A 24,962-nucleotide genomic window follows, 5' to 3' on the forward strand; every position below is an offset into this window, starting at 1 on the left:
CGGTGCCGCCGATGCCGCGGCACTCGCCGCAGCCGATGCTGCGAGCGGGGCCGTGCCGACCGCAGCGGAGCCGTGCGCGCTCGCCGGGCGGGTCGCTGAGGCGGCGGGCGCGGTGCTCACGGGCTGCGCTCTCGACGGCTTCGTGGCGACCGTGGAGGTGCAGGCGGCGTACGCTGGACTCGCAGCCGTCTCCCGAGCCCGTGCCGGGCCACCCGAGGGATAGTGACGGCAGCGCGACCTCGCTCACTGTGAACGACCCCAACACAGTGGTGTGTATGGTGTGCTTCGAAGAAAGGACGCACCCTTGGCTGAAGGCAAGAAGCTCGTCATCGTCGAGTCCCCGACGAAGATGCGGTCTATTCAGGGATACCTCGGCGACGGCTATGAGGTACTCAGCTCCGTCGGCCACATCCGCGACCTCGCTGACAAGAAGGACATCCCGGCTGCCGATAAGCAGGCCTACGGGAAGTACTCCATCGACATCGACAACGGGTTCGACCCGTACTACGTCGTCTCCGATCGGAAGACCAAGACGGTCGCCGAACTCAAGCGCGCGCTGAAGAGCGCCGACGAGCTCCTGCTCGCCACTGATGAGGACCGCGAAGGCGAGGCGATCGCCTGGCACCTGCTCGAGACGCTCAAGCCCAAGGTCCCCGTCAAGCGCATGGTGTTCCACGAGATCACCAAGGACGCGATCCAGGCGGCCGTCGGCAACACGCGTGAGCTCGACCACGACCTCGTCGACGCGCAGGAGACCCGCCGCATCCTCGACCGTCTGTACGGCTGGGACGTCTCGCCTGTCCTCTGGTACAAGGTCAAGACCGGCATCTCGGCCGGACGCGTGCAGTCGGCCGCGACCCGCCTCATCGTCGACCGTGAGCGTGAGCGCATGGCGTTCACCTCGGCCGAGTACTGGGACGTCGATGCTCAGGCCGCCGCGACCGGCACGTCGTTCAAGATCCGCCTCGTGCGCGTTGACGGCGGCCAGCTCGCCCGCGGCACGGACTTCGACGACAGCGGAAAGCTCAAGAAGGCCGTCGTCATCCTCGATGAGGCCACCGCCGCCGCGCTCGCCGAGGCGGTCGACGCCGTCGGTGCCGGCAGCGTCACCAAGGTCGAAGCCAAGCCGGGCACACGCAGCCCGTATGCGCCGTTCACCACCTCGACGATGCAGCAGGAGGCGGGGCGCAAGCTCTCGATGGGTGCCAAGCAGGCGATGGGTGTGGCCCAGCGGCTGTACGAAAAGGGCTACATCACATATATGCGTACCGACTCCACGTCGCTGAGCACCCAGGCGGTGCAGGCGGCGCGGAGCCAGGCGGTGGCCCTCTACGGCGACGCCGCGGTGCCGCTGAAGCCGCGCGTGTACAAGTCCAAGAGCAAGAACGCGCAGGAGGCCCACGAGGCGATCCGTCCCTCGGGCGACACCTTCCGCACGCCCGCCTCTCTCTCGTCCGAGCTCGACCGCGACGAGCAGCGCCTCTACGACCTCATCTGGAAGCGCACGGTCGCCAGCCAGATGTCCGACGCGAAGTACGAGACCACCACGGTCACGATCGCCGTCGACGCCGCGGGCAAGAAGGCCGAGTTCACGGCCTCCGGAACCGTCTACACCTTCAAGGGCTTCCTGGAGGCGTACGAAGAGGGTCGCGACGAGAAGCGCGGTGACGCAGATGCCGCCGAGAATCAGTCGCTGCCTGCCGTCGCCGTAGGAGATCAGCTCGCGGTGTCGGATGCCGAGGCCAAGGGGCACCGCACCACGCCGAAGCCGCGCTACACCGAAGCCTCGCTCGTGAAGGTGCTCGAAGAGAAGGGCATCGGCCGTCCCTCGACGTTCGCGTCGATCCCCGAGACCATCCTCGACCGCGGCTACGCGGTCAAGCGCGGACAGGCGCTCGTGCCGACCTGGCTCGCGTTCAGCGTGGTCCGGCTGCTCGAGGAGCACTTCGCCGAGCTGGTCGACTACGACTTCACCGCTGCGCTCGAGGACGACCTCGACACGATCGCCCGCGGCGAGCAGAACCGCGTGGAATGGCTCAAGTCGTTCTACTTCGGCTCCGATTCGCACGTGGGCCTCCGCCAGGTCGTCGACAACCTCGGCGAGATCGACGCGCGGGCCCTCAACTCCACCCCCATCACCGACACCGCCACGCTGCGCTTCGGCAAGTACGGTCCGTACCTCGAGGTCGCCGACCCGGAGAACCCCGACGCCAAGCCGCGCATCGTCAACGTGCCGGAAGACCTCGCACCCGACGAGCTGACCGCCGAGAAGGCGCAGGAGCTCATCGACGCTCCCGTCGCGGGCGACCGCGTGCTCGGGGAGAACCCGGAGAACGGCAAGATCGTCGTCGTCAAGGACGGCCGGTTCGGTCCGTACGTCCAGGAGAACGACCCGGTGTCCGAGGATGCGGCGGTCGACGAGACGACCGGCGAGGTCGTCGAGGCCCCGAAGCCGAAGCGTGGAGCGAAGAAGGAGACGGCCCCGAAGCCGCGCACCGCATCGCTGTTCCGCTCGATGTCGGTCGACACGATCGAGCTCGACACCGCTCTGCAGCTCCTGAGCCTGCCGCGTGTGGTGGGCGTCGACCCCGAATCGGGCGACGAGATCACGGCGCAGAACGGCCGCTTCGGTCCGTACTTGAAGAAGGGCACCGACTCGCGGTCGCTCGAGAGCGAGTCGCAGATCTTCGACGTCACGCTCGAGCAGGCGCTGGAGATCTACTCCCAACCGAAGTACGGTGCCGGTCGTCGTGCATCCAGCGCACTCGCCGAGTTCGAGGCCGACCCCGTCAGCGGCAAGCCGATCCGCATTCGCGACGGCCGCTTCGGCGCCTACGTGACCGACGGTGAGACGAACGTCACGATTCCGCGCGGGCAGACCGTCGAAGACATCACGTTCGAGATCGCCGTGCAGATGCTCGCCGACAAGCGTGCGAAGGGCCCGGCTCCCAAACGCGGAGCGGCCAAGAAGGCCCCGGCCAAGAAGGCACCCGCCAAGAAGCCCGCCGCGAAGACCGCGGCGAAGTCGACGGCCGCGAAGAAGGCCCCGGCGAAGAAGTCGACGGCGGCGACGTCGGCCGCACGGTCGGCTGCGGCGAAGAAGGCTGCGGCCACTCGTGCCGCGAACGCCGCCGCGAAGGCCGCGGAGAAGGCGGACTCGTGACCTCAGGTCACGGGGCGTGGATCACGCTCGAAGGCGGAGACGGCTCCGGCAAGACCACGCAGTCGAATCTGCTCGCGGAGTGGCTCGAGGGTACCGGGCGAGCGGTCGTGCGTACGCGCGAACCCGGTGGCTCCGAGGTCGGGCAGCTCATCCGCGACATCGTGCTGCATCATCGAGGTGACATCGCGCCGCGCGCCGAGGCGCTGCTGTATGCGGCCGACCGCGCGCACCACGTCGCGACCGTCGTGCGACCCTCGCTCGACCGTGGTGAGGTGGTGCTGCAGGATCGCTACCTCGACTCGTCCGTGGCGTACCAGGGCGCCGGCCGTGTGCTCGATGCGACCGAGATCCGCGACCTCTCGCTGTGGGCGGCCGAAGGCGCACTGCCCGACCTGACGGTGCTGCTTGACCTCGACCCTGCAGCGGCGCGCACCCGCCTCGACTCCGCCGACAAGCCGTTCGACCGGCTGGAAGCGGAACAGGCGGAGTTCCACGGGCGCGTCCGCGACGCGTACCTCGCCCTCGCAGCGGCCGAGCCGGACAGGTTCCTCGTGCTCGACGCCGCCGCAGCACCGACGGCGATCGCCGAGCAGATCCGTGCGCGGGTCGGCGCACTGCTCGGCTGACCTGCGCGAGCGACGCCCATGCCGTCGGCGTCGGTGGTCGCGATTAGGCTGAGTGCATGCCCCGCACCGATCCTGCTCCTTTCCCGTGGGCGGATGTGTGGGGGCAGGATGCTGCCGTCGACACTCTGCGTGCGGCTGCATCCGATCCGGCTGCTCTCTCGCACGCCTGGCTGATCACCGGCCCGCCCGGATCCGGCCGCTCGACTCTCGCGTACGCGTTCGCGGCCGCGCTGGTCGCCGACCACCCCGAAGATGAGGCCGTGATGCGGCAGGTCTTCGCGGGCACCCACCCCGATGTCACGGCGCTCCGGACCGACAAGGTGATCATCACGATCGCCGAGGCCCGCGCTCTCGTGGAGCGCTCGTACTTCGCACCCTCCGCCGGTCGATATCGCGTGATCGTCGTCGAAGACGCCGATCGCATGGTCGAACGCACCTCCAATGTGCTGCTGAAAGCACTCGAGGAGCCGCCCGAGCAGACGGTGTGGATCCTGTGCGCGCCCAGCGAGGCCGACCTGTTGCCGACGATCCGCTCCCGGGTCCGCTCGCTGCGACTGCGTGAGCCGGATGTGGCTGACGTGGCCCGGCTCATCACCCTGCGCACGGGGGCCGATGAGGCTGTCGCCGAGCAGGCCGCGCGGCATGCGCAGCGCCACATCGGCATGGCGCAGCGCCTCGCCACCGACGACGCGGCTCGGCGTCGGCGCGACGAGACCCTCCGGTCGGTCATCGGTGTCCGCGGCGTCGGCGATGCGGTCGATGTGGCGGGACGAATCATCCAGGCCGCGACCGAAGACGCGAAGGCCCTCACGGCAGAGCGCGACGCGCAGGAGCGGGCTTCGCTCCTGCGCACGATCGGAATCGCCGAGGGGCAGGCCGTGCCGCCGGCTTTGCGCACGCAGCTCTCGGCCCTCGAAGACGATCAGAAGAAGCGTGCCACGCGCAGCCTGCGTGACGGCATCGATCGCGTGCTCACCGACCTGCAGTCGCTGTTCCGCGACGTGATCATGCTGCAGTTCGGCCGCGGCGACGATCTCATCAACAGCGAGCTGCGCCCCGAGCTGGAAGGCATCGCCGCGGCCTGGTCCGAGGCCCGTACCCTTGTCGTACTTGACCACCTTGCCGAGACGCGGCAGTCGCTGGAGCGCAACGTCGCTCCGCTGCTCGCACTGGAGAGCTTGCTCGTGACGATCACGAGCGGGAGGAAACCGTGAACAACCGATCGACTTCCCGCTTCCGTCGCGCCGCCGCGGTCATCGCCGGCCTCGCCGCGGCATCCGTCGCGCTCTCAGGCTGTCTCTACGCGATGATCCCCGAGCAGTCCTCGCGCCCGGCGTCGACCATCGTCCCCGACACCGACGGGGTCGCCGAAGACCTGCTGCCGTTCTATTCGCAGGAGCTGGAGTGGACGGACTGCGGCCCGGGCTTCGACTGCACCGATGTGACGGCGCCCCTCGACTGGGAGAACCCGGGAGCCGGTGACATCAGCCTGTCGGTGATCCGGCATCGCGCGCAGGGGACCCCCGTCGGCTCCCTGCTCACGAACCCGGGCGGTCCCGGCTCGAGCGGTGTGGAGCTCGTCCAGAGCAGCCTCGACTTCGCCGTCGGGCCCGATCTCATCGAGAACTACGACGTGATCGGCTTCGATCCGCGCGGAGTCGGGGGCTCGACCGCGGTGACCTGCTACGACGCACCGCAGATGGACGACTACCTCTACGGCATCCCGTCCGCTGCCCGTGGCACCGCGGAGTGGGAGGCCGAGCTGCTCGACGCGCACAAGTCGTTCGCCGAAGCATGCGAGGCGAACAGCGATGGCATCCTGCCGCACATCACGACGGTCAACTCCGCCCGCGACATGGACCTGATCCGCGCCGTGCTGGGCGACAAGCAGCTCAACTATCTCGGGTACTCGTACGGCACGTTCCTCGGCGCGACCTACGCCAAGCTCTACCCCGAGAAGGCCGGACGATTGGTGCTCGACGGTGCCATCGATCCCGCGGTTCCGGGGCTCGAGGTGGGCGCGACTCAGGCTCTGGGCTTCGAGTCGGCGCTGCGCGCGTACATGCAGAACTGCCTCGACTCGGGAAACTGCCCCTTCAACGGCACCGTGGATGAGGCGATGGCCGACCTCGGGGCGCTGCTGGCGAGCGTCGACCGCACGCCGCTCGAGAACGGCGACGGACGCATGATGGGTGCGGACTCCCTGCTGACGGCGATCATCGCCGCGCTGTACTCGCAGGAGAGCTGGGACATCCTCACCCAGGCGCTCGAGGAGGCGCTGCAGGGCGACCCGACCACGGCCTTCCTGCTCGCCGACTATTACAACAAGCGCGGCGATGACGGGGTCTACACCGACAACTCCACCGAGGCCTTCCGGGCATACAACTGCATGGACTATCCGGTCGAAGACGATCCGGCCGCCGAAGCCGCGATCGAGGCCAAGATCGCGGAGGGTGCGCCGACGATCGCCCCCTATTGGACCGGACCCGATTCGTGCGAGGTCTGGCCGTACCCGCCCACCGGCACGCGCGGCGAGATCACGGCCGAGGGTGCGGGCCCCATCCTCGTGATCGGCACGACGAACGATCCGGCGACGCCGTACGAGTGGTCCGAGTCGCTCGCCGACCAGCTCGAAGAAGGCGTCCTCATCACCCGCGTCGGCGAGGGCCACACCGGTTACAACAAGGGCAACATCTGCGTGGACGACGCCGTCGAGGCGTTCCTGCTCGACGATGTGGTGCCCGAAGACGGCCTGCGCTGCGAGTGAGGCGGGCTCGATTCGCGAGCGAGCACGAGACAGGGTAATATCGGTGATCGTGCCGCTCACGCGTCGCACGCCGCCTTAGCTCAGTCGGCAGAGCATCTCACTCGTAATGAGAAGGTCGTCAGTTCGATTCTGACAGGCGGCTCCGAAGGCCCCGTGATGTGAAAACATGACGGGGCCTTTCCCGTTCCCGCGGCGTACCCTCGAATCATGAGCAGAGCGCTTCTCATCGTCGATGTGCAGAACGATTTCACGGAAGGCGGCGCACTCGCCGTTGCGGGCGGCGATGCGGTGGCCGCCGCCGTCACGAGCTTCCTTGCCGCGCACTCTTCGGACTATGGGGTGATCATCGCGTCGCGGGACTGGCATGACGCGGAGGGCGACAACGGCGGACACTTCGCGGAGACGCCCGACTACGTCGACTCGTGGCCGGTGCACTGCGTCGCGGGTACCGACGGTGCGGAGTACGACCCGCTCCTGGTGACGGATGCCGTGACGCACCACGTCCGCAAGGGGCAGGGCAAGCCGGCCTACTCGATGTTCGAGGGGGAGACGGAGGCGGGTGAGACCGTCGGCGCGCTCCTCACTGCTGCGGGTGTGCTCAGCGCCGACGTGATCGGCATCGCGACCGATCACTGCGTGCGGGCGTCCGCGCTCGACGCGATCGCCCACGGCGTCCACGTCCGCATCCTGACCGACCTCATCGCCGGGGTGGCATCGGAGCCGAGCGAAGCGGCCCTCGCAGAACTCGTGCATGCGGGGGCGGAACTGGTCGAGAGCACCGACGCGTGAGCCGCAGCGTCCTGCTGCTCCGGGCTGTGAACGTCAGCGGGCGCAACAGCGTGCCGATGGCACGGTTGCGAGAGGTGCTGGCGACCGAGACCGATCTCGCCGACGTGTCGACCTACATCGCGAGCGGCAACATCGTCTGCGCGACGCCGAAGAACCCGGATGCCGCATGCTCCGCCGTGCGCGTCGCGATCCACGAGGAGTTCGGGGTCGACACCCCGGTCATCCACCGGACACACGCGCAGCTGGTCGCGTCGGAGTCCGCTCAGCCGTTCCCCGAGGGTGACGTGAAGTTCGTGCACGTGATGTTCCTCGAGGGATCGCCCTCGGCAGGGGCGGTCGAGGCGCTGGAGGAGCGACGTCTGCCGGAGGAGCGTATCGCGCTGATCGGCAACGACCTGTGGATCGACTACGGGAGTGGCGGCGTGCACTCCACGAAACTCACGAAGGCGGTGTTGGACCGTGCGCTGGGAGTGGCCGGGACCGCGCGCAACCTCCGGACGACGCGCACACTCATCGAGCTGACGGCGTGACCCCGCCGGATGCCGTCGAGCTGGCCCTGCCGTTCACCGGACGGTGGCTGGTTCAGAACAGTCCGGCATCCCGCATTCCCAGCCACGGCACCGACCTGTTCGGCACGTCGCACGCGATCGACTTCGTGCCCGTCGGGCCGGACGGGCGCAGCGCCTCGCGCACCGTCGCGAGTCTGATCGGCACGGAAGATCCGGGATCATTCGTCGGGTTCGGCCGCCCGATCCTCAGCCCCGTGGCGGGCGAGGTGGTGGCCGTCCACGACGGGGAGAGCGACCACGTCGCGCGACGGTCACCGCTGTCGCTGATCGCGTACGCGCTCACTCAGCCATCGCGCATTCGCGGGGGTGCTCCGGCGATCGCGGGAAATCACGTGGCGGTTCGCGTGGGCGACGCCCTCGTGCTTCTCGCACATCTGCGGAAGGGGAGCGTCCGGGTGCACAGAGGTCAGAGCGTCGCGATCGGCGAACAGCTGGGGGAGTGCGGCAACTCGGGCAACAGCACGGAACCGCACCTGCATGTTCAGGTGTCCGACTCGCTCGCTCGCGAGGCCCGTGGCATCCCGATCGCCTTCGGCCGACGCGATGGCGCCTGGTGGATTCCGCGGAACGGCGAGATCGTCGAGGCTTGAGACTCAGCCCTGGACCCCGCCGGTCTCCGTGCTCAGCGCGGTCGGCGGCGTGTGCGGGTGCGACTGCAGGTCGACGCGACGGGTGCCGCACCCCCCGCAGCGCACGTAGAGGACGATGCCCTCACTGGTCGGATGCCGGGATTCGACGAGCCACGCGTGCTCGTGGATCTCGGTCTCGGGCCGGATGCGGGGGATCGGGAGGGTGTTCTGCGAGGTCATGCATCCAGCGTGGTGTAATGGTCTTATGCATCTCAACCCTTACGGAGAATATGCGGTGCTCCTGGCCGCCTCCCTCGCCAACGACTGGCCGTCCGACCGTGCCGGGATCACGGAGCGCACCCTCGAGCTGGGCATGACGCAGACCTTCCCGCCGGCTGCCGACGACCACGAGAAGATCAGGGCGGTCATCGACGACTGGCTCACGATCGTCGACGAGTCTGACCCCGACGCCCGGGCTCTGCTGCTGAACGCCCAGCTCGCGGCCGCGGCCGCCTACCCGCGGCTCACGAACCACGACGGGGAGGGCTGGCACCTGCACTACCGCGACGACGTGCCGTCACTGCCGTACGTGCTGCGGGCGATCATCAGCCTCGGCACCTCGCTGCACCTCGTGACCCGCGGGATGAGCAGGCTGGGGAGATGTCAGGCCGCGCCGTGCACGAACGTCGTCGCGGATGTGACTCGCAACGGCCGCCAGCGCTTCTGCTCCGTGCGCTGTGCGAACCGCGCGGCCGTCCGACGGCACCGGGCGCGGGCCTGACACCACCGCTCAGGCGGTCTGCCCGGAGTGCTTGCCCTCGCCGATCTCCTCGACGAGCTTCGCGTTGAAGGCGGGCAGGTCGTCGGGAGTGCGGCTGGAGACGAGGCCCTCGTCCACGACGACCTCCTCGTCGACCCAGGTCGCCCCGGCATTGCGGAGGTCTGTCGTCAGGCTCGGGTAGCTGGTGAGCGTCCGCCCGTCCACGACACCGGCCTCGATGAGGATCCAGGCGCCGTGGCAGATCACGCCCACCGGCTTGTGCTGCTCGAAGAAGGCCCGCGCCAGGGCGATCGACGGCTTGTCGAGGCGCAGGTGGTCGGCGTTCACGACGCCGCCGGGAAGCACGAGCGCGTCGAACTGGTCGGCCGCGGCGTCGGAGGCGAGGAGATCCACGGCCTGCTCGTGACCGTTCTTCCCGGTGATCGCGGCGCCGTCCGGGGCGATCAGCGTCGCGCTCGCGCCCTCGGCGGTCACCGCATCCCAGGGACTGGTGAGCTCGCTGTCCTCGAATCCGTCCGTCGCCAGGAATGCCACTCGGTTGCCGGTGAGAGTCATGGTTCGTCGTCCTTTCGTGGAGGGTCGTCCGCGGGGAGCGGACGAGTAGACCCTCTCCCAGGGCACCCGGATGTGGGAAGGGGGTGGCCACTGCGAGGAGCCGGTGATACAGGAGAAGCCGTCGTCTCCGGAGCGCTCCCCTCGGATTCCGCTGCGGCGGCAGTAGCATCCAGACATGCGCGTTCGTCCTGCTCTCGTCCTTCTGCCGGTGCTCATTCTGCTCGCGGGCTGCGCCCCCGAGCCGGCTCCGAGCCCGTCGCCGTCGACGTCGTCGACCTCTGCGCCCACGTCGCCCACTCCCACACCGTCTGAGACCTCTGCGCCGACCCCGGACCCGACGGAGGCCGCCTCGGAATTCTCCGGTCCCCAGCTCGTGAAGCTCTGCACCGAGAAGACGCGCAGCCTGGCACCGGACGCGACCTACTACGCCGACATGGCGACCACCGAGTGGCTTGCGGAGAAGTCCCTCTGGTTCGTCGTCATCCCCAAGACGCTGGACGGCCAGGACAGCGTCGCGGTGTGCGCGATCGGCGGTACCCCGAAAGCCCCGACGTTCGAACTCGAAGGCGAGTCGCTGCCCAGTGGCGTGGCCGACATCCGCGCGGAACTGCTGGCGGGCGAGCACGACGGCGAATCCTGAGACAAGTGCCGCCGCGCTCACCCTGCGGTGGGCCCCGTGGGGCTCGAACCCACGACCCGCGGATTAAAAGTCCGATGCTCTGCCAACTGAGCTAGAGGCCCCTCCTCAAAGTCTAGTGCGCACGACGAGGGGCCGTCGGCGATGCAACATCGCCGACGGCCCCGTCTCCTTCTCGGGTGGCTCCCCCTACTCCGAGAAGGCCGCGTGCCGGGTCCTCCTCCCGGCCATCCCGTGCTTAGGAAGCCGGGGGCATCAGGACCGTGTCGATCAGGTACACGGTCGCGTTCGCGGTCTGCACTCCACCACAGACGATCTTGGCGTCGTTGACCATCCAGTCATCGCCGCTGCCGGTAACCTCGAGCTCGGCACCCTGGACCGTCTTGTGCATGCCCTCGATGTCGGCCGGCTCGATCTGGCCGGGAACCACGTGGTACGTCAGGATCGAGCTCAGCGTCTCGCTGTCGGTCTTGAGAGCCTCGATGGTGGCCGGGTCGATCTTCGCGAAGGCGTCATCCACCGGTGCGAACACGGTGAACTCGTCTCCATTGAGCGTGTCGACGAGGTTCACGTCGGGGTTGAGCTGTCCACTCACCGCTGCGACCAGCGTGGTCAGCATCGGGTTGTTGGATGCGGCGACAGCGACCGGGTCCTGGGACATGCCCTGGATCGATCCTGCGCCCTCCGGCACGGCTTCGGCGTAGGCGGCGCAACCGGGGCCCACGAGGTTCGCGGCCGGGTCCATCTCCATCGGCGTCGACTCCGACGTCTCGGGAGCCTTGGGCTCGGTGGACTCCTCCGTGGTGCTGCCGCTGCCCATCGAACAGGCGGAGAGCAGGAACGCGCTCGCCAGGCCGAGGGTGATGGCTGCGGTGACCTTCTTCTTGGTGCTGAACATGTCGAGCTCCTTCAAGAACTGAGCCACGGCCTCTCCGTGGCGTCGAGGGCTGTTCGGAGCACCTTCGAGATCGGATGGGAGAAATCTCAGAAATCTCTCAGATCGATCGAATCCAATCCGTTGTCGCCCCCGGAGCGAACAGCTCCCGACAGAAGTGGGGACCTCATGGACCTGATCATCATCGGCCTGCTCGGCGGGCTCATCACCGGCATCTCGCCGTGCATCCTGCCCGTGCTGCCCGTGATCTTCCTCACCGGGGGTGCGCAGTCGGCACGGTACGAAGACGAGGTGGTGCCCGCCAGGCGCAGCCGTCCCTACTTCGTGATCGCGGGGCTGGTGCTGAGCTTCACACTCGTCACGCTCGGCGGCTCACTGCTGCTCGGACTGCTGAATCTGCCGCAGGACATCATCCGCTGGGTCGGCATCGCGGTGTTGATCATCATCGGCGTCGGGCTCATCGTGCCGCGGTTCCAGCACATCCTCGAGCGGCCGTTCCAGCGGTTCGGACAGCGCGAGGTGAAGAACCGGGGGAGCGGCTTCGGCGTCGGCCTTGCGCTCGGTGCCGTGTTCGTGCCCTGTGCCGGCCCCGTGCTGGCCGCCATCATCGTCGCGGGCTCCACCGGTCAGATCGGCATCGGAACCGTGCTGCTCACCGTGTCGTTCTCGGTCGGGGTGGCGGTGCCGCTGCTGATCTTCGCCCTCGCCGGCCGCAGCGTCGTCGAGCGCATCCGCTCCTTCCGCTCGAAGGAGCGCGGGCTGCGCATCGCCGCCGGCATCGCGATGATCGCGCTCGCCGTCGGACTCGTGTTCAACGTGCCGCAGGCTCTGCAGCGTCTGCTGCCCGACTACACGGCCCCGCTGCAGGAGCAGATCGCCGACTCCGATCAGGTGAAGGACGCTCTCGACCTCGGCGGACTCGTCAATGAGGAGAACAAAGACCTCGACAAGTGCACCAACGGTGCGGAGGAACTCGAGTCGTGCGGAACGGCGCCGTCGATCAAGGGCATCCAGGAATGGCTCAACACGCCGGATGGTGAGGCCCTCGACCTGAAGGATCTGCGCGGCCAGGTGGTGCTGATCGACTTCTGGGCGTACTCGTGCATCAACTGCCAGCGTTCGCTGCCGCATGTGGTCGCCTGGGACGAGGCCTACCGCGATGCGGGCCTCCAGGTGATCGGCATCCACTCTCCCGAGTACGCGTTCGAGAAGGACCCGGGCAATGTGGCGGCCGGTGCGCGGGACTTCGGCATCGAGTACCCGGTCGCCCTCGACAACAACCTGTCGACGTGGACGAACTACCGCAACCGCTACTGGCCCGCGCACTACCTGATCGATGCGGAGGGAACCGTGCGCCACATCTCGTTCGGCGAGGGAAACTATGCCGCGACCGAGTCGATGATCCGTGAGCTGCTGAAGGACGCGGATCCGTCCGTCGACCTTCCTGGCGCGACCGACGTCGAGGATGACACACCCGATGTGGGGTCGACCACGAGGGAGACGTTCCTGGGCTCGTCGAAGGACGTGAACTACGGCGGCGGCGGCGACTACCGCTCCGGCACGAACGCGTACACGATCCCGAAGGATCAGCCGGCGGACAGCTTCGCGCTCGACGGCGACTGGACGATCGAGACGCAGTTCGCGACTCCCGAGGGCGACGACGGCCGGATCAGTCTCGAGTATCACGCCGCCGAAGTGCGGGTCGTGGTCGCCGGGACGGGAGACATCGAGCTCCGCCGCGACGACGGATCGACGGAGACCATCGCGATCGACGGCACTCCGCGCTCGTACGAGCTGCTCAAGCAGGCCGATATCGCCGAAGGAACCCTCACGCTCGACGTGCCGCCGGGGATCCAGGTCTATTCCTTCACATTCGGGTGACGTCTGCGCGGGTAGGGAGAGGAGATACGGCATGCTTGTGGAGATGGTCATCGACGGAATGGACGTCCCGGAGGACGGCGCGACGCAGGATGCTGTCGGCGACCTCCTCGTGCGCGTCGCCGACGGTGACCAGGCTGCCTTCGCGGCCCTCTACGACGCCCTCTCCTCCCGCGCCTTCGGGCTGATCCTCCGTGTCCTGGTGAACCGGGCGCAGAGCGAGGAGGTCCTGCAGGAGGTCTTCCTGGAGATCTGGCAATCCGCTTCCCGCTTCGCTCCGAACAGAGGTCAGGGACGAGCGTGGGTCATGACGATCGCACATCGTCGGGCCGTCGACCGGGTGCGGGCATCGCAGTCGAGCGCCGACCGCGATGTGCGGGCCGGGTTCAAGGACATCGGTGTGGCACACGACAGCGTCGCAGAACAGGTGGAGTTGGGAATCGAAGGCGAGAAGGTCGTCGACGCTCTCTCGGGGCTTCCTGAGGTGCAGCGCGAGGCACTCGTCCTCGCCTATTACGGCGGTTACAGTCAGAACGAGATCGCGGCCCTGGTGGGCGCGCCGCTGGGAACGATCAAGACACGGATGCGAGACGGGCTGACCCGACTGCGCACGGCGATGGGGGTGACGGCATGAACGAGAAGGAGTTCGCAGAGCTCGCGGCAGGTGCCGCCCTGCACGCTCTGTCGGCAGACGATGAGCACCGCTTCCACGACGCGCTCGCCGCACACCCGGAATGGCAGACCATCGTCGAAGCGGATGCCGGTGCAGCCGGGATGCTCGCAGAGACGGCCGCGACGGTCGATCCGCCCGCGAGCATCCGATCCGCTCTGCTCGCGCAGATCGCCGTGACGCCGCAGGGGCGCGCATCGGACGGAGACGAGCCGCATGCGGCCGCTCCCGAACCGGTAGGCCGCGCCGCGGAGGAGCCCGCCGTCGAGTCCCCGCAGCCGCGCCGCTGGACTCGCACGGTGTTCGCGTTGGCCGCGTGCCTCGCCCTCCTCGTCGGTGTCGGCATCGGCGCAGTGGCCCTGAATCAGCAGCTGAACCGCCCCGCGAGCGTGGTCGCCCTGCAGGAGATCGAAGCGGCAGGAGACGCCGAGCAGGCGACGGTCGCGCTCGATGACGGCGGAACGGCCACGGCGCACTGGTCGGGCTCGGTCGGCAAGGCCGTGCTGGTGGCGGACGGGCTCCCGAATCCGGGGGAGGGCGAGACCTACGAACTCTGGTTCGTGCGCGGTGATGCCCCGGTCTCGGCGGGCGTGTTCGATGTCGACGGCGGTGATGCGACCGCCCTGCTCGATGGCGACATGCAGGCGGGCGATGCGATCGCGGTCACCGTCGAGCAGGCGGGCGGGTCGCCGACGGGGCAGCCGACGACCGACCCGGTGATCGTCATCCCCACGGCCTGAGCGTCGCCGATCGCGCGTACCCTGGATGGATGCCTGAGCAGCACCACCGCCCCGTGCGCCGACCGACCTCGTCCTTCGACAACATCGTCGGCGCGCACGATCCCGCCGAAGAGACGCGGGTCGCACACGCCACGGCATCCGCTCTGCTGACCCGCGTCCGCGCAGACGAGAGTGGAGCCAGCGCGGAGCGGCTCGTGGCGTTCACCTCCGAGCACGGCATCGATGAGATCGCGGAGCTGTGGTCCAAGGCTCCGTCCCGCACGCTTCCCGGAGCTCTGTGGCGCCTGTACGTGCTGCAGCTCGCGATCCACGCCGACGCCCGCACGGCCGCGCTGCTCTACGACCGCGGTCGGGTGGAGCTGGCTTCGGCAGACGTCGTGATCGCCGGTGCTCCGGTGCCGGCGAGTCCCGATGAGCTCGTCGCGCTGGTCGACACGATCCTGCGCGGGGCATTCCGCGGCGACTTCGCCGTGGCCCTCGACCGCGCTGCCGCGTTCTGCCGGGTGCAGGCTTCGGGTGCGACGCACACGGCGGACGACTACGAGCCGACCGAGCCCTCGCGAGCGAGTGAGTTGACCACCCGAGCGCTGCGCCTGAGCAGCTACGCGCAGGATCTGGCTGCCGCCGCGGTGCTGTGGCGCACGGGGGCTCTCAGCTGACGGACACGTTCCGACGGGCCAAGAGGCCCTGGGAATGCGCCCGGACAAAGAAAAGACCGGGCCGCAAGAACGCCTCTCGGCGGAAGGCCGCTCGTAGCGGCGAAAAATGGAGCCCGGGGTTATGCGGCCCGGCCACTCAATTGTAACGCGATGCGGCCACGCCTATTCCCGCCCTCTAGGCTCGGATCATGACCGGGCGTTTCGCACTCATGATCGATCCCGTGGCCGCCGAGGAGCAGCGCTCCGAGTACGCCGACACGTTCACGCAGGTGGACGCCGCGGCTCCCGCGCTCAGCGTGGGGGAGCTGAGCACGCAGCGCGGTGACGGCGTGTTCGAGTCGATCGGCGTGGTCGACGGGCATGCGCAAGAGGTCGTCCCGCACCTCGAGCGACTCGCGCACTCGGCACGCCTGTGCGATCTTCCCGTGCCGAACCTCGCGCAGTGGCGCCAGGCCATCGACCGGGCGGCCGCCCAGCTGGGTGCGGGCGAATCCGTGATCAAGCTCATCCTCAGCCGCGGCGTCGAGCACGGCCCCACGCCGACCGCGTGGGTGACGGCCGCGCCGGCATCCGACTTCTCCGCCGTACGGGAGACGGGCGTGCGCGTCGTCACCCTCGACCGCGGATACGACCTGGGTGCGGCCGAGCGAGCGCCGTGGCTGCTGCTGGGCGCGAAGACGCTCTCGTACGCGGTGAACATGGCGGCGCTCCGCGAGGCGCACCGGCGCGGGGCGGACGATGCGATCTTCCTGTCGAGCGACGGCTTCGTGCTGGAGGCGCCGACGGCGTCGCTGATCCTCCGCTTCGGCGACCGCTTCGTCACCCCGGCCCCGAACGGCGGCATCCTGCACGGCACGACCCAGCTCAGTGTGTACGAGCACCTCGCCGCGCAGGGATTCGAGGTCGGCTACGACCGCATCCCGGCGACGGATCTCCCGCAGGCGGATGCCGCGTGGCTCGTGTCGAGCGTCCGCCTCGCTGCGGCCATCACCGCCGTCGACGACGTCACCCTCCCGGTCGACCAGGCCCTGACCGCCGACCTGAACCGCTACCTGCTCTCCCCGCGCGACTGAGCGTCCGCGGGTGCGCACAGAAGAGGGCCCAGGAGTAGATACTCCTGGACCCTCTTCGCGGAAGCCTCAGCTCACCCGAAGCGGCCGGAGACGTAGTCCTCGGTGGCCTGTACGGACGGCGTGGTGAAGATGCTCGTCGTGTCGTCGTACTCGATGAGCTTGCCCGGCTTGCCCGTGCCGGCGATGTTGAAGAAGGCCGTCTTGTCGGACACGCGGGATGCCTGCTGCATGTTGTGCGTGACGATGACGATCGTGAACTCGTTCTTGAGCTCGCCGATCAGCTCCTCGATCGCATAGGTCGAGATCGGGTCGAGGGCCGAGCACGGCTCGTCCATCAGCAGCACCTGCGGCGACACGGCGATCGCGCGGGCGATGCACAGACGCTGCTGCTGTCCGCCGGAAAGGCCCGACCCCGGCTTGTCGAGGCGGTCCTTGACCTCGTTCCAGAGGTTCGCTCCGACCAGGGACTTCTCCACGAGGGCGTCCTGATCGCTCTTCGACATGCGGCTGTTGTTGAGCTTCACGCCCGCGAGGACGTTCTCCTTGATCGACATCGTGGGGAACGGGTTCGGGCGCTGGAATACCATGCCCACCTGGCGGCGCACGAGCACCGGGTCGATGCCGGGGCCGTAGAGGTCCTTGCCGTCGAGCAGCACCTCTCCCTCGACGCGGGCGCCGGGGATGACCTCGTGCATGCGGTTGAGCGTGCGCAGGAACGTGGACTTCCCGCAGCCCGACGGGCCGATGAAGGCCGTGACGCTGCGCGGCTGGATGTCGAGGGAGACGCCTTCCACGGCGAGGAAGTCGCTGTAGTAGACGTTCAGGTCGTTGACTTCGATGCTCTTGGACACTGCTGTTCCTTGCTTGTCGGGTCGAGGGCTCAGCGGCCGGTCTTGGGGGCGAAGATCTTCGCCACGAGGCGGGCGATCAGGTTGAGCAGCATGACGATGATGATGAGCGTCAGGGCGGCTGCCCAAGCCCGTTCGACGTATGCCTCCGCAGGGATGCCCTGGTACGCGTACTGGGAGTACGTGAACACGGGGAGGGTCTGCATGCGGCCGCTGAACAGGTTGTAGTTCATGGCGTCGGTGAATCCGGCCGTGAGGAGCAGCGGCGCCGTCTCACCGATCACGCGGGAGATGGCGAGCATCACACCGGTCGTGATTCCGGCGATCGAGGTGGGGAGGACCACCTTGACGATCGTGAGCCACTTCGGCACCCCGAGCGCGTAAGCCGCTTCGCGCAGCTCGTTCGGCACCAGCCGCAGCATCTCCTCGGTGGAGCGCACGACGACCGGGATCATGAGCACGGCCAGGGCGACCGAGCCGGCGATGCCCATGCGCACACCGGGCCCGAAGATCAGGGCGAAGACGGCGTAGGCGAACAGGCCGGCGACGATCGAGGGGATACCCGTCATGACGTCGACCAGGAAGGTGATGGTGCGGGCCATGCGCCCGCCCTTGCCGTACTCGACCAGGTACACGGCCGTCATCAGGCCGATCGGGATCGAGATGACCGCGGCGGCGAGGGTGACGAGGAGCGTGCCGATGATGGCGTGGAGGGCGCCGCCGCCCTCGCCGAGGACACCGCGCATCGACGAGGAGAAGAACAGTCCGTCGAAGCGGGCGACCCCGTTGGCGACCACCGTGATGGCGACGGAGACCAGCGGCACCATCGCGATCGCGAACGCCGAGGTGACGACGCCGGTGATCAGACGGTCGAGCGCCTTCCGGGGGCTCTCGATGATGCGTGACATCACGTAGATGAGCACCAGGTAGATGAGGGCCCCGAAGACGACGGAGCCGGCGATGTTGAGGTCGGATCCGCTGGCGAGCGCCGTGATGGCGAACGGCGTGAACCCGATGAGGAGGGAGAGTCCGAGAAGAGCCCAGGGCGACCAGCGGGGGAGGTGTCCCGAGCTGAGCGCGAGCGGGGACGGGGCCGCGCTCGCGGCGAGCGATGTTTCGGGGGCGGTAACGGTCATGTCAGTTCGCTCCCGAGAATTCCTTGCGGCGGTTCACGAACCAGCGTGCGATCGCGTTCACCGCGAAGGTCACGACGAACAGGATCAGACCGGTCGCGATGAGGATGTTGATGTTGACCTGGTACGCCTCGGGGAACGTCAGCGCGATGTTGGCTGCGATCGTGGAGGGGTTCGTGGAGGTGAGCAGTTCGAACGTGACGGCCTTGCTCACCGAGAGCACCATCGCGACGGCCATGGTCTCACCGAGTGCGCGGCCGAGACCGAGCATCGAGGCGGAGACGATTCCGGAGCGGCCGAAGGGCAGAACAGCCATCCTGACCATCTCCCAGCGGGTGGCGCCGAGGGCGAGGGCGGCCTCCTCGTGGAGGCGAGGGGTCTGCAGGAAGATCTCGCGGCAGATGGCCGTGATGATCGGGACGACCATGACCGCGAGCACCATGGCGGCGGTGAGGATCGTGCGGCCCGTGGGGGAGACGACGCCACCGAAGAACGGGATCCAGGAGGCATTCGTGTTCAGCCAGACGTAGATGGGCTGCACCGCGGGTGCGAGGACCAGGATGCCCCAGAGGCCGAAGACGACCGAAGGGACGGCGGCGAGCAGGTCGACCACGTAGCCCAGACCCTGAGCGAGTCGTCGCGGGGCGTAGTGGGTGATGAAGAGCGCCACGCCGAGCGAGAGGGGGACGGCGAGGAGGAGGGCCAGGAAGGCCGCCCAGACGGTGCCGAAGAGGAGCGGACCGACGTAGTCCCAGAAGTTGGTCTTGAGGAGGGAGGCCTCTTCGGCGGTCGCGGTGAAGGCCGGGATCGACTGAACGATGAGGAAGATCGCGACCGCGGCCAGCGTGATCATGATCATGGACCCGGCGGCGACCGCCGTTCCGGAGAACCAGAGGTCACCGGCGCGCTTCTTCGCGACGATGCGCGTAGACGCCGGCGAGGTCGTGGCTGTCATGGGAGCTGCTTCCTGCTCAGTGGAGATCGGGTGTCTGACGCGAGCAGACGGTCTCCGGGACGCCGTATGGCATCCCGGAGACCGTCATCGACTCACTTGATGAGGTCGATCGCAGCCTGTGCCTGCGTGCGCAGGTCGTCCGAGATCGGGGCGCTGCCGGCGTTCGTCGCGGCGACGTCCTGGCCCTCGGCGCTGATCGCGGTGGTGAAGAACGCCTTGGTCAGTGCGGCGACGTTCTCGTCCTCGTACTCGGCGCAGCCGATGAGGTAGCTGACGAGGAGCACGGGGTACGCGCCATCAGCGGTCGTGGTGCGGTCGATCGCGAAGGCGAGGTCGCCGTCGGTGCGGCCTTCCTCGATCTTCGACGCGTCGAGCGTGGCAGCGGCGCCCTCGGCCGAGTGCGGCACGAACTTGTCGCCGACCTTGACGTTGACGGCCGAGAAGTCGGCGGCCTGCGAGGAGTCGATGTAGCCGATGAGGCCCTGTCCGCCCTTGACGGCGTTGGCGACACCCGAGGTCTTCTCGGCGGACTCGCCGGCGAGGTCGGCCGGCCACTCCTCGACGCTGCCCGCGGTCCACACGTCGCCCGCGGTCTGCGCGAGGTAGTCGGTGAAGTTGCCCGTGGTGCCCGACTTGTCGGAGCGGTGCACCGGCGTGATGGCGAGGTCGGGGAGCTCAGCGTCGGGGTTGTCCGCGGCGATGGCCGGGTCGTTCCACTTGGCGATCTTGCCGGCGAAGATCGACGCGATGGTCTCGGGGGCGAGGTTCAGCTCGTCCACGCCGTCGAGCGAGAAGACGATGGCGATCGGGGAGACGTAGGCCGGGATCTCGATGAGGTCGGAGCCGTCGACGCACGCGCCGAAGCCGCCGGCCGAGATCTCGTCGGTCTTGAACGCGCGGTCGGAACCGGCGAAGTTGACCGCACCCTGCTGGAAGGACTCGCGGCCGCCGCCCGAGCCCTGCGGGTCGTACTCGACCTGGGCGTCGGGGTTGGTCTTCTGGAACTCGGCGGTCCACGCCTGGATGGCGACCTGCTGCGAGGATGCGCCGGCGCCGACCAGCGAGCCGCTGACGGCCGCGACGTCGGAGGTGGGAGCTTCGGTGGAACCGGTGCCGCCTTCGTTCGCGGCACAGCCGGCGAGGGCGAGAGCGGCGACGGCGCCGATGGCGCCGATTCGTGCGATTCGGGAGATCTTCACTGTGGATCCTTCGATCTTTGATGGGTGGGGCCCGGTGCAGGGCACACAGTGACGCTATGGGCGACGGTTAACGAGACTCTCCCGAGCAGGTGAACGGCAGGTGAACGACGGGCGACTCTCTGGGGTGCTCCCGCGAGATTGCGGCCCTGGGGCGCGGAGCCCGTCGACGCATCAGACCTTCGGGATGTGGGTCTCGATCGCGATGATCCCGGATCCGGGATTCGTGGAGGAGAGGTGGACGACCGAGAACGCGGCCGGCTCGAGGTCTGCGGCGCTGCTGAGATACGAGCCTTGGATGGTGCCGGTTGCCAGCGCGATCTCCGAGAGCAGGCCGGGCAGCACCGGGCCGTGGCTGCACAGCACGGCCGGCTTGCCGGCGCGGATACGGCGTCCGACGACCGCGCGCAGATCGGACTCGCCGTCTTCCCAGGCGTCCTGGCTCATCTTGTCGGTCTTCACGGGTTTGCGATCGAGCGCACGGGCGAGCGGGGTGATCGTCTCGACGCAGCGCACCGCGTCACTGGTCACGATCCGGCGCACGCCGAAGGCACGCAGCGGTCCCACGATCGACTTCGCCTGCTTGCGTCCGCGCTCGGTAAGCGGACGGGAGGCATCCGACCCGTCCCACTCCGAACGGGGCGTGGCCTTCGCATGCCGCAGCGCGATCACGGGGAAGGTGCGCAGCACGCCGTCGTCGACGAGGTTGGAGAAGAAGTCGAGGATCTCGAGGTCGACGGGGTAGCTCAGGCGCGCACGCGCCTTCTTCACGCTGACCCACTCCAATGCGGCGATCTCCCGGTTGGGCACGAACGTCGACTCCCGGATGGCGGCGTCCGTCGCTTCCGCCGCCCAGTAGTGCACGACCTTCTGCTTCTGGGATGCCAGGTGGTACCGGCTCACACCGACAGACACCCCGAGCGAGACGCGGATGCCGGTCTCCTCGTGCACCTCCCGCACGGCGGTTTCAGCGAGCATCTCTCCGGGGTCGACCTTGCCCTTGGGCAGGGTGACGTCGCGGTACTTCGTGCGGTGGATCAGGAGGATCCGCAGCTTGCCCTCGACGAGTCGCCAGACCACAGCTCCCGCCGCATACACGGCCTTGTCCGCCCACTTCGAACCGGTCGCCGTGTCGGGCGGGAGCTGCAGCTGCCGAGTGTTCATCGAACCGCCCGTGCGCGGCGACGCCGTTGGATCAACCCCATGGTCTTATCCTGCAGGTCGATCAGGGGCTTGCCGTCCGCGTCCACGGCGTGGCGCTCCCAGACGCCGCCGGCGCCCAGGTGCCACGAGGTCGTCCCGGCATCCATCGCCAGGTCGAAGAACGTCTGCAGCTCCTTCAGGTGGGCGGGATCGGTGACCCGCACCAGTGCTTCCACGCGACGATCGAGGTTGCGGTGCATCATGTCGGCGCTGCCGATGTACACCTGCGGGTCGCCGCCGTTCTCGAACGCGAAGATCCGCGAGTGCTCCAGATAGCGGCCGAGGATGCTGCGCACCGTGATGTTGTCGCTGATGCCGTCGAGATCCGTGCGCAGGCTGCAGATGCCGCGCACCCAGACGTCGACCTTCACTCCCGCGGCGCTCGCGCGGTACAGCGCGTCGATGATCTCCTCGTCGACCATCGAGTTGACCTTGATGCGGATGTGCGCGGGCACGCCGGCCTCGGCGTTCTTGCGTTCGGCGTCGATCTGGCGGACGAGACCCTTGCGCAGGTGCAACGGGGCGACGAGGAGCCTCTTGAACTTCTTCTCGATGGCATAGCCGCTGAGCTCGTTGAAGAGTCGGGTCAGATCCTTGCCGACCTGCGCGTCTGCGGTGAAGAGGCCGAAGTCCTCGTAGATGCGGCTGGTCTTCGGGTTGTAGTTGCCGGTGCCGACGTGGGAGTAGTGCTGGAGCTTGCCGTCTTCTTCGCGGATCACGAGGGCGAGCTTGCAGTGCGTCTTCAGCCCGACGAGTCCGTAGACCACGTGCACGCCGGCCTTCTCGAGCTTGCGCGCCCAGACGATGTTGTTGGCCTCGTCGAATCGCGCCTTCACCTCGACGAGTGCCAGAACCTGCTTGCCGGCCTCGGCCGCGTCGATGAGCGCCTGCACGATGGGGCTGTCGCCGGAGGTGCGGTAGAGCGTCTGCTTGATGGCGAGCACGTGCGGGTCGCGGGCAGCCTGCTCGAGGAACGCCTGCACGCTGGTGGTGAACGACTCGTACGGGTGGTGAACCAGCACGTCCGACTTGCGGATCGCCTTGAAGATGTCGGCGCGGTTGCTCGATCCCGCGGGCTGGAAGGCCACGGCCGTGGTGGGCAGGTGCGGCGGGTAGCGCAGGTCGGGGCGGTCGATGCGGGACAGATCGAACAGGCCGCGCAGATCGAGCGGGCCGGGGAGGCGGTAGATCTCGAGGTCGGTGATGTCGAGTTCACGGACCAGCAGGTCCATGGTGACGTCATCCATGTCGTCGGTGATCTCCAGGCGGATCGGCGGGCCGAACCGACGACGGAGCAACTCAGCCTCGAGCGCCTGGATGAGGTTCTCGCTCTCGTCCTCCTCGATCTCCACGTCTTCGTTGCGCGTCAGCCGGAACGCGTGGTGATCGAGCACCTCCATGCCGGGGAACAGATCGCCAAGGTGGTTCGCGATGAGCTCTTCCAGACGCAGGAAGCGCTTGATCTCGCCACCACCGGGCACCTCGACGAAGCGGGGGAGCATGGGCGGCACCTTGAGGCGCGCGAACTCCTGCCGACCGGTCCGCGCGTTGCGGATGCGGATGGCGAGGTTCAGCGAGAGGCCCGAGATGTACGGGAACGGGTGCGCCGGGTCGACGGCCAGCGGCATCAGCACCGGGAAGACCTGGGCCTGGAAGTACTCGGACAGGGCGGAGCGCTCGCCGTCGGTGAGTTCGGACCAGTCGGTGATCTCCACGCCGGACTCGGCGAGAGCGGGTCGCACCATCGAGATCCATGCATCCGCGTGACGCAGCTGCAAGGCGTGCGCCTCGCGGGAGATGTCCGCAAGGGCGTCCACGGGGGAGCGGCCGATGTTGGTCGGCACCGCGAGTCCGGTCATGATGCGCCGCTTGAGGCCCGCGACGCGCACCATGAAGAACTCGTCGAGGTTGCTGGCGAAGATCGCCAGGAAGTTGGCCCGTTCGAGTTCGGGCAGCGACGGATCCTCGGCGAGCTCCAGCACGCGCTGGTTGAACGCGAGCCAGCTGAGCTCGCGATCAAGGTAGCGGTGGTCCGGGAGCTGGGAGTCGGGCGACTCGATGGCGTCGAAGTCATCGTCTTCGGCGTCTCCGAGGCCGGCATCGGCGAGTGCGGGATCGATCATGGGGTACATCTAAGCACCGCCGGGTGACGCTCGTGTGAACAGCGTCCGTCCTCACCCGGCAGCGGCGACGCTCTCGTCCTCGTTGACGTTGAAGCGATAGCCGACGTTGCGCACCGTGCCGATGATCTGCTCCTGGTCGCCGAGCTTCGCCCTGAGCCGCCGCACATGAACGTCGACGGTACGGGTGCCGCCGAAATAGTCGTAGCCCCAGACCTCGCTGAGCAGCTGCTCCCTGGTGAAGACGCGTGACGGGTGTGTGGCAAGGAAGTGGAGCAGCTGGAACTCCTTGTAGGTGAGGTCCAGCGGTCTGCCGCGCAGCTTCGCCGAGTACGACTGCTCATCGATCGTGACGCCGGAGGCCTGCACCCGCGAGGGTTCGGCGACGTCATCGCGCCGCGCCAGTGCGAGACGCAGCCGTGCGTCGATCTCGGCAGGGCCGGCGGTGACGAGCAGGACATCGTCGATGCCCCAATCGCCGGAGAGCGCGCTCATCCCGCCCTCGGTGACCACGAGGAGCAAGGGGGCGTCCTGTCCGGTGGCGCGCAGCAGGCGGCACAGCGACTTCGCCGCCACCAGGTCATGACGACCGTCGACGATCACGACGTCGTACTCCGGGGCGTTGACCAGCTGCGCGGGCTCCGCCGGAATCTGGCGCGCTTTATGGCTCAGCAACTCGAGAGCGGGCAGGACCTGCTCCGAGAGCGGAGCGTTGGTCAGAACCAGGACCAGGGCCACGCGCACTCCTCACCGACGGGGGATCGACGCCGTGCCGCCATGATACCGGGACGCGATGCGCAACAATGGTGTCATGACGGATCCAGCACTCGCACCGCGCAACGCGTTCGTCGGTGTGATCGTCGTGTGGGCGACGGCGTTCGTCGCCACGGTGGCGATCGGCATCTTCGTGCCGGAGGAATGGCGCGTGCCCTGGATGCTGGTCGGCTTCGGCGGCGTCGTGCTGCTGTCGTTCGCCGTGCAGCTCTGGTACGGGCGCACGCAGGGCTTCATCTTCCGGGTGGCGAGCAGCGTCACGGGCGCCCTGCTGCTGATGGGCCTCATCTCGATCGGTTTCGGCCTGGCTGCGTTGATCCCGTCCTGACGCCGGCGCGGCGCGGTAAGGTGGAGCACATGGA

The 24,962-nt window shown here is 68.2% G+C and carries 26 protein-coding genes and 2 tRNA genes; 17 read left to right on the forward strand and 11 right to left on the reverse strand.

All coding sequences use genetic code 11. The annotated features are described in order from the left end of the window. The 9 genes from J7E45_RS12990 to J7E45_RS13030 form a co-directional block, all read left to right on the forward strand. Window positions 1-223: helicase (locus J7E45_RS12990; RefSeq protein WP_215069838.1), on the forward strand; the 223-nt coding region annotated here is incomplete at its 5' end. 81 nt (window positions 224-304) lie between these two features. Beyond that, window positions 305-3,163, forward strand: a complete 2,859-nt coding sequence (gene topA / locus J7E45_RS12995) for a type I DNA topoisomerase (protein ID WP_215069839.1) — start codon at window positions 305-307, stop codon at window positions 3,161-3,163. Then, entirely contained in the window at window positions 3,160-3,789 is a 630-nt protein-coding gene (tmk, locus tag J7E45_RS13000) for a dTMP kinase (protein ID WP_091028849.1), read from the forward strand. The genes topA and tmk overlap by 4 nt, the downstream gene beginning before the upstream one ends. Before the next feature lie 56 nt (window positions 3,790-3,845). Further along, entirely contained in the window at window positions 3,846-5,003 is a 1,158-nt protein-coding gene (locus J7E45_RS13005) for a DNA polymerase III subunit delta' (protein ID WP_215069840.1), read from the forward strand. After that, the gene (locus tag J7E45_RS13010) at window positions 5,000-6,556 is read left to right on the forward strand and encodes an alpha/beta hydrolase (protein WP_215069841.1); all 1,557 of its coding nucleotides are present in this window, start codon (window positions 5,000-5,002) and stop codon (window positions 6,554-6,556) included. Before J7E45_RS13005 ends, J7E45_RS13010 begins: the two co-directional genes overlap by 4 nt. A gap of 69 nt (window positions 6,557-6,625) precedes the next feature. Then, a tRNA-Thr gene (locus tag J7E45_RS13015) sits at window positions 6,626-6,698 on the forward strand. Window positions 6,699-6,763: 65 nt separating this feature from the next. Beyond that, window positions 6,764-7,345, forward strand: coding sequence for an isochorismatase family protein (locus tag J7E45_RS13020; RefSeq protein WP_091028858.1), 582 nt, complete (start codon window positions 6,764-6,766; stop codon window positions 7,343-7,345). Next, entirely contained in the window at window positions 7,342-7,875 is a 534-nt protein-coding gene (locus J7E45_RS13025) for a DUF1697 domain-containing protein (protein WP_215069842.1), read from the forward strand. The genes J7E45_RS13020 and J7E45_RS13025 overlap by 4 nt, the downstream gene beginning before the upstream one ends. Beyond that, window positions 7,872-8,504 carry a M23 family metallopeptidase gene (locus J7E45_RS13030; RefSeq protein WP_215069843.1) on the forward strand — a complete coding sequence of 211 codons (633 nt, stop codon included), beginning with the start codon at window positions 7,872-7,874 and terminating at the stop codon, window positions 8,502-8,504. Before J7E45_RS13025 ends, J7E45_RS13030 begins: the two co-directional genes overlap by 4 nt. Before the next feature lie 3 nt (window positions 8,505-8,507). Here J7E45_RS13030 and J7E45_RS13035 read toward each other — a convergent pair whose 3' ends face one another. After that, the gene (locus tag J7E45_RS13035) at window positions 8,508-8,723 is read right to left on the reverse strand and encodes a hypothetical protein (RefSeq protein ID WP_215069845.1); all 216 of its coding nucleotides are present in this window, start codon (window positions 8,721-8,723) and stop codon (window positions 8,508-8,510) included. Window positions 8,724-8,748: 25 nt separating this feature from the next. Here J7E45_RS13035 and J7E45_RS13040 point away from each other — a divergent pair, with 25 nt between their 5' ends. Further along, window positions 8,749-9,264 carry a CGNR zinc finger domain-containing protein gene (locus tag J7E45_RS13040; RefSeq protein WP_215069847.1) on the forward strand — a complete coding sequence of 172 codons (516 nt, stop codon included), beginning with the start codon at window positions 8,749-8,751 and terminating at the stop codon, window positions 9,262-9,264. A 9-nt stretch (window positions 9,265-9,273) separates the two neighbouring features. Here the strand turns inward: J7E45_RS13040 and J7E45_RS13045 are convergent, their stop codons facing one another. Continuing rightward, window positions 9,274-9,819, reverse strand: coding sequence for a type 1 glutamine amidotransferase domain-containing protein (locus J7E45_RS13045; protein WP_215069850.1), 546 nt, complete (start codon window positions 9,817-9,819; stop codon window positions 9,274-9,276). Between the two features lie 175 nt (window positions 9,820-9,994). Between J7E45_RS13045 and J7E45_RS13050 the strand changes: the two genes are divergently transcribed. Continuing rightward, window positions 9,995-10,459: a hypothetical protein gene (locus J7E45_RS13050; RefSeq protein ID WP_215069851.1), complete on the forward strand. Its 465-nt coding sequence runs from the start codon at window positions 9,995-9,997 to the stop codon at window positions 10,457-10,459. Window positions 10,460-10,487: 28 nt separating this feature from the next. Here the strand turns inward: J7E45_RS13050 and J7E45_RS13055 are convergent. Both J7E45_RS13055 and J7E45_RS13060 read right to left on the reverse strand, forming a co-directional pair. Further along, window positions 10,488-10,560, reverse strand: a tRNA-Lys gene (locus tag J7E45_RS13055). 134 nt (window positions 10,561-10,694) lie between these two features. Beyond that, entirely contained in the window at window positions 10,695-11,354 is a 660-nt protein-coding gene (locus J7E45_RS13060) for a fasciclin domain-containing protein (RefSeq protein ID WP_215069919.1), read from the reverse strand. Window positions 11,355-11,519: 165 nt separating this feature from the next. Here J7E45_RS13060 and J7E45_RS13065 point away from each other — a divergent pair, with 165 nt between their 5' ends. The 5 genes from J7E45_RS13065 to J7E45_RS13085 all read left to right on the forward strand — a co-directional run bounded on the left by J7E45_RS13065 (window position 11,520) and on the right by J7E45_RS13085 (window position 16,371). After that, window positions 11,520-13,232 carry a cytochrome c biogenesis protein DipZ gene (locus J7E45_RS13065; protein ID WP_215069854.1) on the forward strand — a complete coding sequence of 571 codons (1,713 nt, stop codon included), beginning with the start codon at window positions 11,520-11,522 and terminating at the stop codon, window positions 13,230-13,232. A gap of 31 nt (window positions 13,233-13,263) precedes the next feature. After that, window positions 13,264-13,863 carry an ECF RNA polymerase sigma factor SigK gene (sigK, locus tag J7E45_RS13070; protein WP_205829315.1) on the forward strand — a complete coding sequence of 200 codons (600 nt, stop codon included), beginning with the start codon at window positions 13,264-13,266 and terminating at the stop codon, window positions 13,861-13,863. Continuing rightward, on the forward strand, window positions 13,860-14,639 hold the full coding sequence (locus J7E45_RS13075) for an anti-sigma factor domain-containing protein (protein ID WP_215069856.1): 780 nt from the start codon (window positions 13,860-13,862) through the stop codon (window positions 14,637-14,639). The genes sigK and J7E45_RS13075 overlap by 4 nt, the downstream gene beginning before the upstream one ends. Before the next feature lie 29 nt (window positions 14,640-14,668). Continuing rightward, window positions 14,669-15,298, forward strand: coding sequence for a DNA-directed RNA polymerase subunit beta (locus J7E45_RS13080; protein ID WP_091028887.1), 630 nt, complete (start codon window positions 14,669-14,671; stop codon window positions 15,296-15,298). 188 nt (window positions 15,299-15,486) lie between these two features. Beyond that, window positions 15,487-16,371 carry an aminodeoxychorismate lyase gene (locus J7E45_RS13085; protein ID WP_167635052.1) on the forward strand — a complete coding sequence of 295 codons (885 nt, stop codon included), beginning with the start codon at window positions 15,487-15,489 and terminating at the stop codon, window positions 16,369-16,371. 71 nt (window positions 16,372-16,442) lie between these two features. On the opposite strand, the gene pstB is transcribed toward J7E45_RS13085, so the two are convergent. The 7 genes from pstB to J7E45_RS13120 form a co-directional block, all read right to left on the reverse strand. Continuing rightward, window positions 16,443-17,222: a phosphate ABC transporter ATP-binding protein PstB gene (gene pstB / locus J7E45_RS13090; protein WP_091028894.1), complete on the reverse strand. Its 780-nt coding sequence runs from the start codon at window positions 17,220-17,222 to the stop codon at window positions 16,443-16,445. Window positions 17,223-17,251: 29 nt separating this feature from the next. Beyond that, complete coding sequence (gene pstA, locus J7E45_RS13095; RefSeq protein ID WP_091028898.1) at window positions 17,252-18,355, reverse strand: phosphate ABC transporter permease PstA; 1,104 nt, start codon at window positions 18,353-18,355, stop codon at window positions 17,252-17,254. Window position 18,356: 1 nt separating this feature from the next. Further along, window positions 18,357-19,307: a phosphate ABC transporter permease subunit PstC gene (gene pstC / locus J7E45_RS13100; protein ID WP_091028903.1), complete on the reverse strand. Its 951-nt coding sequence runs from the start codon at window positions 19,305-19,307 to the stop codon at window positions 18,357-18,359. 92 nt (window positions 19,308-19,399) lie between these two features. Continuing rightward, window positions 19,400-20,506 (reverse strand): phosphate ABC transporter substrate-binding protein PstS, encoded by a 1,107-nt coding sequence (gene pstS, locus J7E45_RS13105; protein ID WP_091028908.1) that lies wholly within the window; start codon window positions 20,504-20,506, stop codon window positions 19,400-19,402. A gap of 171 nt (window positions 20,507-20,677) precedes the next feature. Beyond that, on the reverse strand, window positions 20,678-21,667 hold the full coding sequence (locus J7E45_RS13110; RefSeq protein ID WP_244175866.1) for an NUDIX hydrolase: 990 nt from the start codon (window positions 21,665-21,667) through the stop codon (window positions 20,678-20,680). After that, on the reverse strand, window positions 21,664-23,829 hold the full coding sequence (locus tag J7E45_RS13115; RefSeq protein ID WP_091029225.1) for an RNA degradosome polyphosphate kinase: 2,166 nt from the start codon (window positions 23,827-23,829) through the stop codon (window positions 21,664-21,666). The genes J7E45_RS13110 and J7E45_RS13115 overlap by 4 nt, the downstream gene beginning before the upstream one ends. A gap of 51 nt (window positions 23,830-23,880) precedes the next feature. Next, window positions 23,881-24,564, reverse strand: coding sequence for a response regulator transcription factor (locus J7E45_RS13120; RefSeq protein ID WP_167635053.1), 684 nt, complete (start codon window positions 24,562-24,564; stop codon window positions 23,881-23,883). A 73-nt stretch (window positions 24,565-24,637) separates the two neighbouring features. On the opposite strand from J7E45_RS13120, the gene J7E45_RS13125 reads away from it, so the two are divergent. Further along, entirely contained in the window at window positions 24,638-24,928 is a 291-nt protein-coding gene (locus J7E45_RS13125) for a hypothetical protein (protein WP_091029229.1), read from the forward strand. Window positions 24,929-24,962: the final 34 nt, after the last annotated feature.

This window comes from Microbacterium sp. ISL-59, from assembly GCF_018613945.1.
Lineage (GTDB): Bacteria > Actinomycetota > Actinomycetes > Actinomycetales > Microbacteriaceae > Microbacterium > Microbacterium oxydans_B.

Excerpts from the sequence above, each read along its gene's own strand:
- J7E45_RS13005 (WP_215069840.1), top strand. The coding sequence starts at position 3,846 with ATGCCCCGCACCGATCCTGCTCCTTTCCCGTGGGCGGATGTGTGGGGG.
- J7E45_RS13020 (WP_091028858.1), top strand. The coding sequence starts at position 6,764 with ATGAGCAGAGCGCTTCTCATCGTCGATGTGCAGAACGATTTCACGGAA.
- J7E45_RS13035 (WP_215069845.1), bottom strand. The coding sequence starts at position 8,723 with ATGACCTCGCAGAACACCCTCCCGATCCCCCGCATCCGGCCCGAGACC.
- J7E45_RS13040 (WP_215069847.1), top strand. The coding sequence starts at position 8,749 with ATGCATCTCAACCCTTACGGAGAATATGCGGTGCTCCTGGCCGCCTCC.
- J7E45_RS13045 (WP_215069850.1), bottom strand. The coding sequence starts at position 9,819 with ATGACTCTCACCGGCAACCGAGTGGCATTCCTGGCGACGGACGGATTC.
- J7E45_RS13050 (WP_215069851.1), top strand. The coding sequence starts at position 9,995 with ATGCGCGTTCGTCCTGCTCTCGTCCTTCTGCCGGTGCTCATTCTGCTC.
- J7E45_RS13060 (WP_215069919.1), bottom strand. The coding sequence starts at position 11,354 with ATGTTCAGCACCAAGAAGAAGGTCACCGCAGCCATCACCCTCGGCCTG.
- J7E45_RS13065 (WP_215069854.1), top strand. The coding sequence starts at position 11,520 with ATGGACCTGATCATCATCGGCCTGCTCGGCGGGCTCATCACCGGCATC.
- sigK (WP_205829315.1), top strand. The coding sequence starts at position 13,264 with ATGCTTGTGGAGATGGTCATCGACGGAATGGACGTCCCGGAGGACGGC.
- J7E45_RS13075 (WP_215069856.1), top strand. The coding sequence starts at position 13,860 with ATGAACGAGAAGGAGTTCGCAGAGCTCGCGGCAGGTGCCGCCCTGCAC.
- J7E45_RS13080 (WP_091028887.1), top strand. The coding sequence starts at position 14,669 with ATGCCTGAGCAGCACCACCGCCCCGTGCGCCGACCGACCTCGTCCTTC.
- J7E45_RS13085 (WP_167635052.1), top strand. The coding sequence starts at position 15,487 with ATGACCGGGCGTTTCGCACTCATGATCGATCCCGTGGCCGCCGAGGAG.
- pstA (WP_091028898.1), bottom strand. The coding sequence starts at position 18,355 with ATGACCGTTACCGCCCCCGAAACATCGCTCGCCGCGAGCGCGGCCCCG.
- pstC (WP_091028903.1), bottom strand. The coding sequence starts at position 19,307 with ATGACAGCCACGACCTCGCCGGCGTCTACGCGCATCGTCGCGAAGAAG.
- J7E45_RS13110 (WP_244175866.1), bottom strand. The coding sequence starts at position 21,667 with ATGAACACTCGGCAGCTGCAGCTCCCGCCCGACACGGCGACCGGTTCG.
- J7E45_RS13115 (WP_091029225.1), bottom strand. The coding sequence starts at position 23,829 with ATGATCGATCCCGCACTCGCCGATGCCGGCCTCGGAGACGCCGAAGAC.
- J7E45_RS13125 (WP_091029229.1), top strand. The coding sequence starts at position 24,638 with ATGACGGATCCAGCACTCGCACCGCGCAACGCGTTCGTCGGTGTGATC.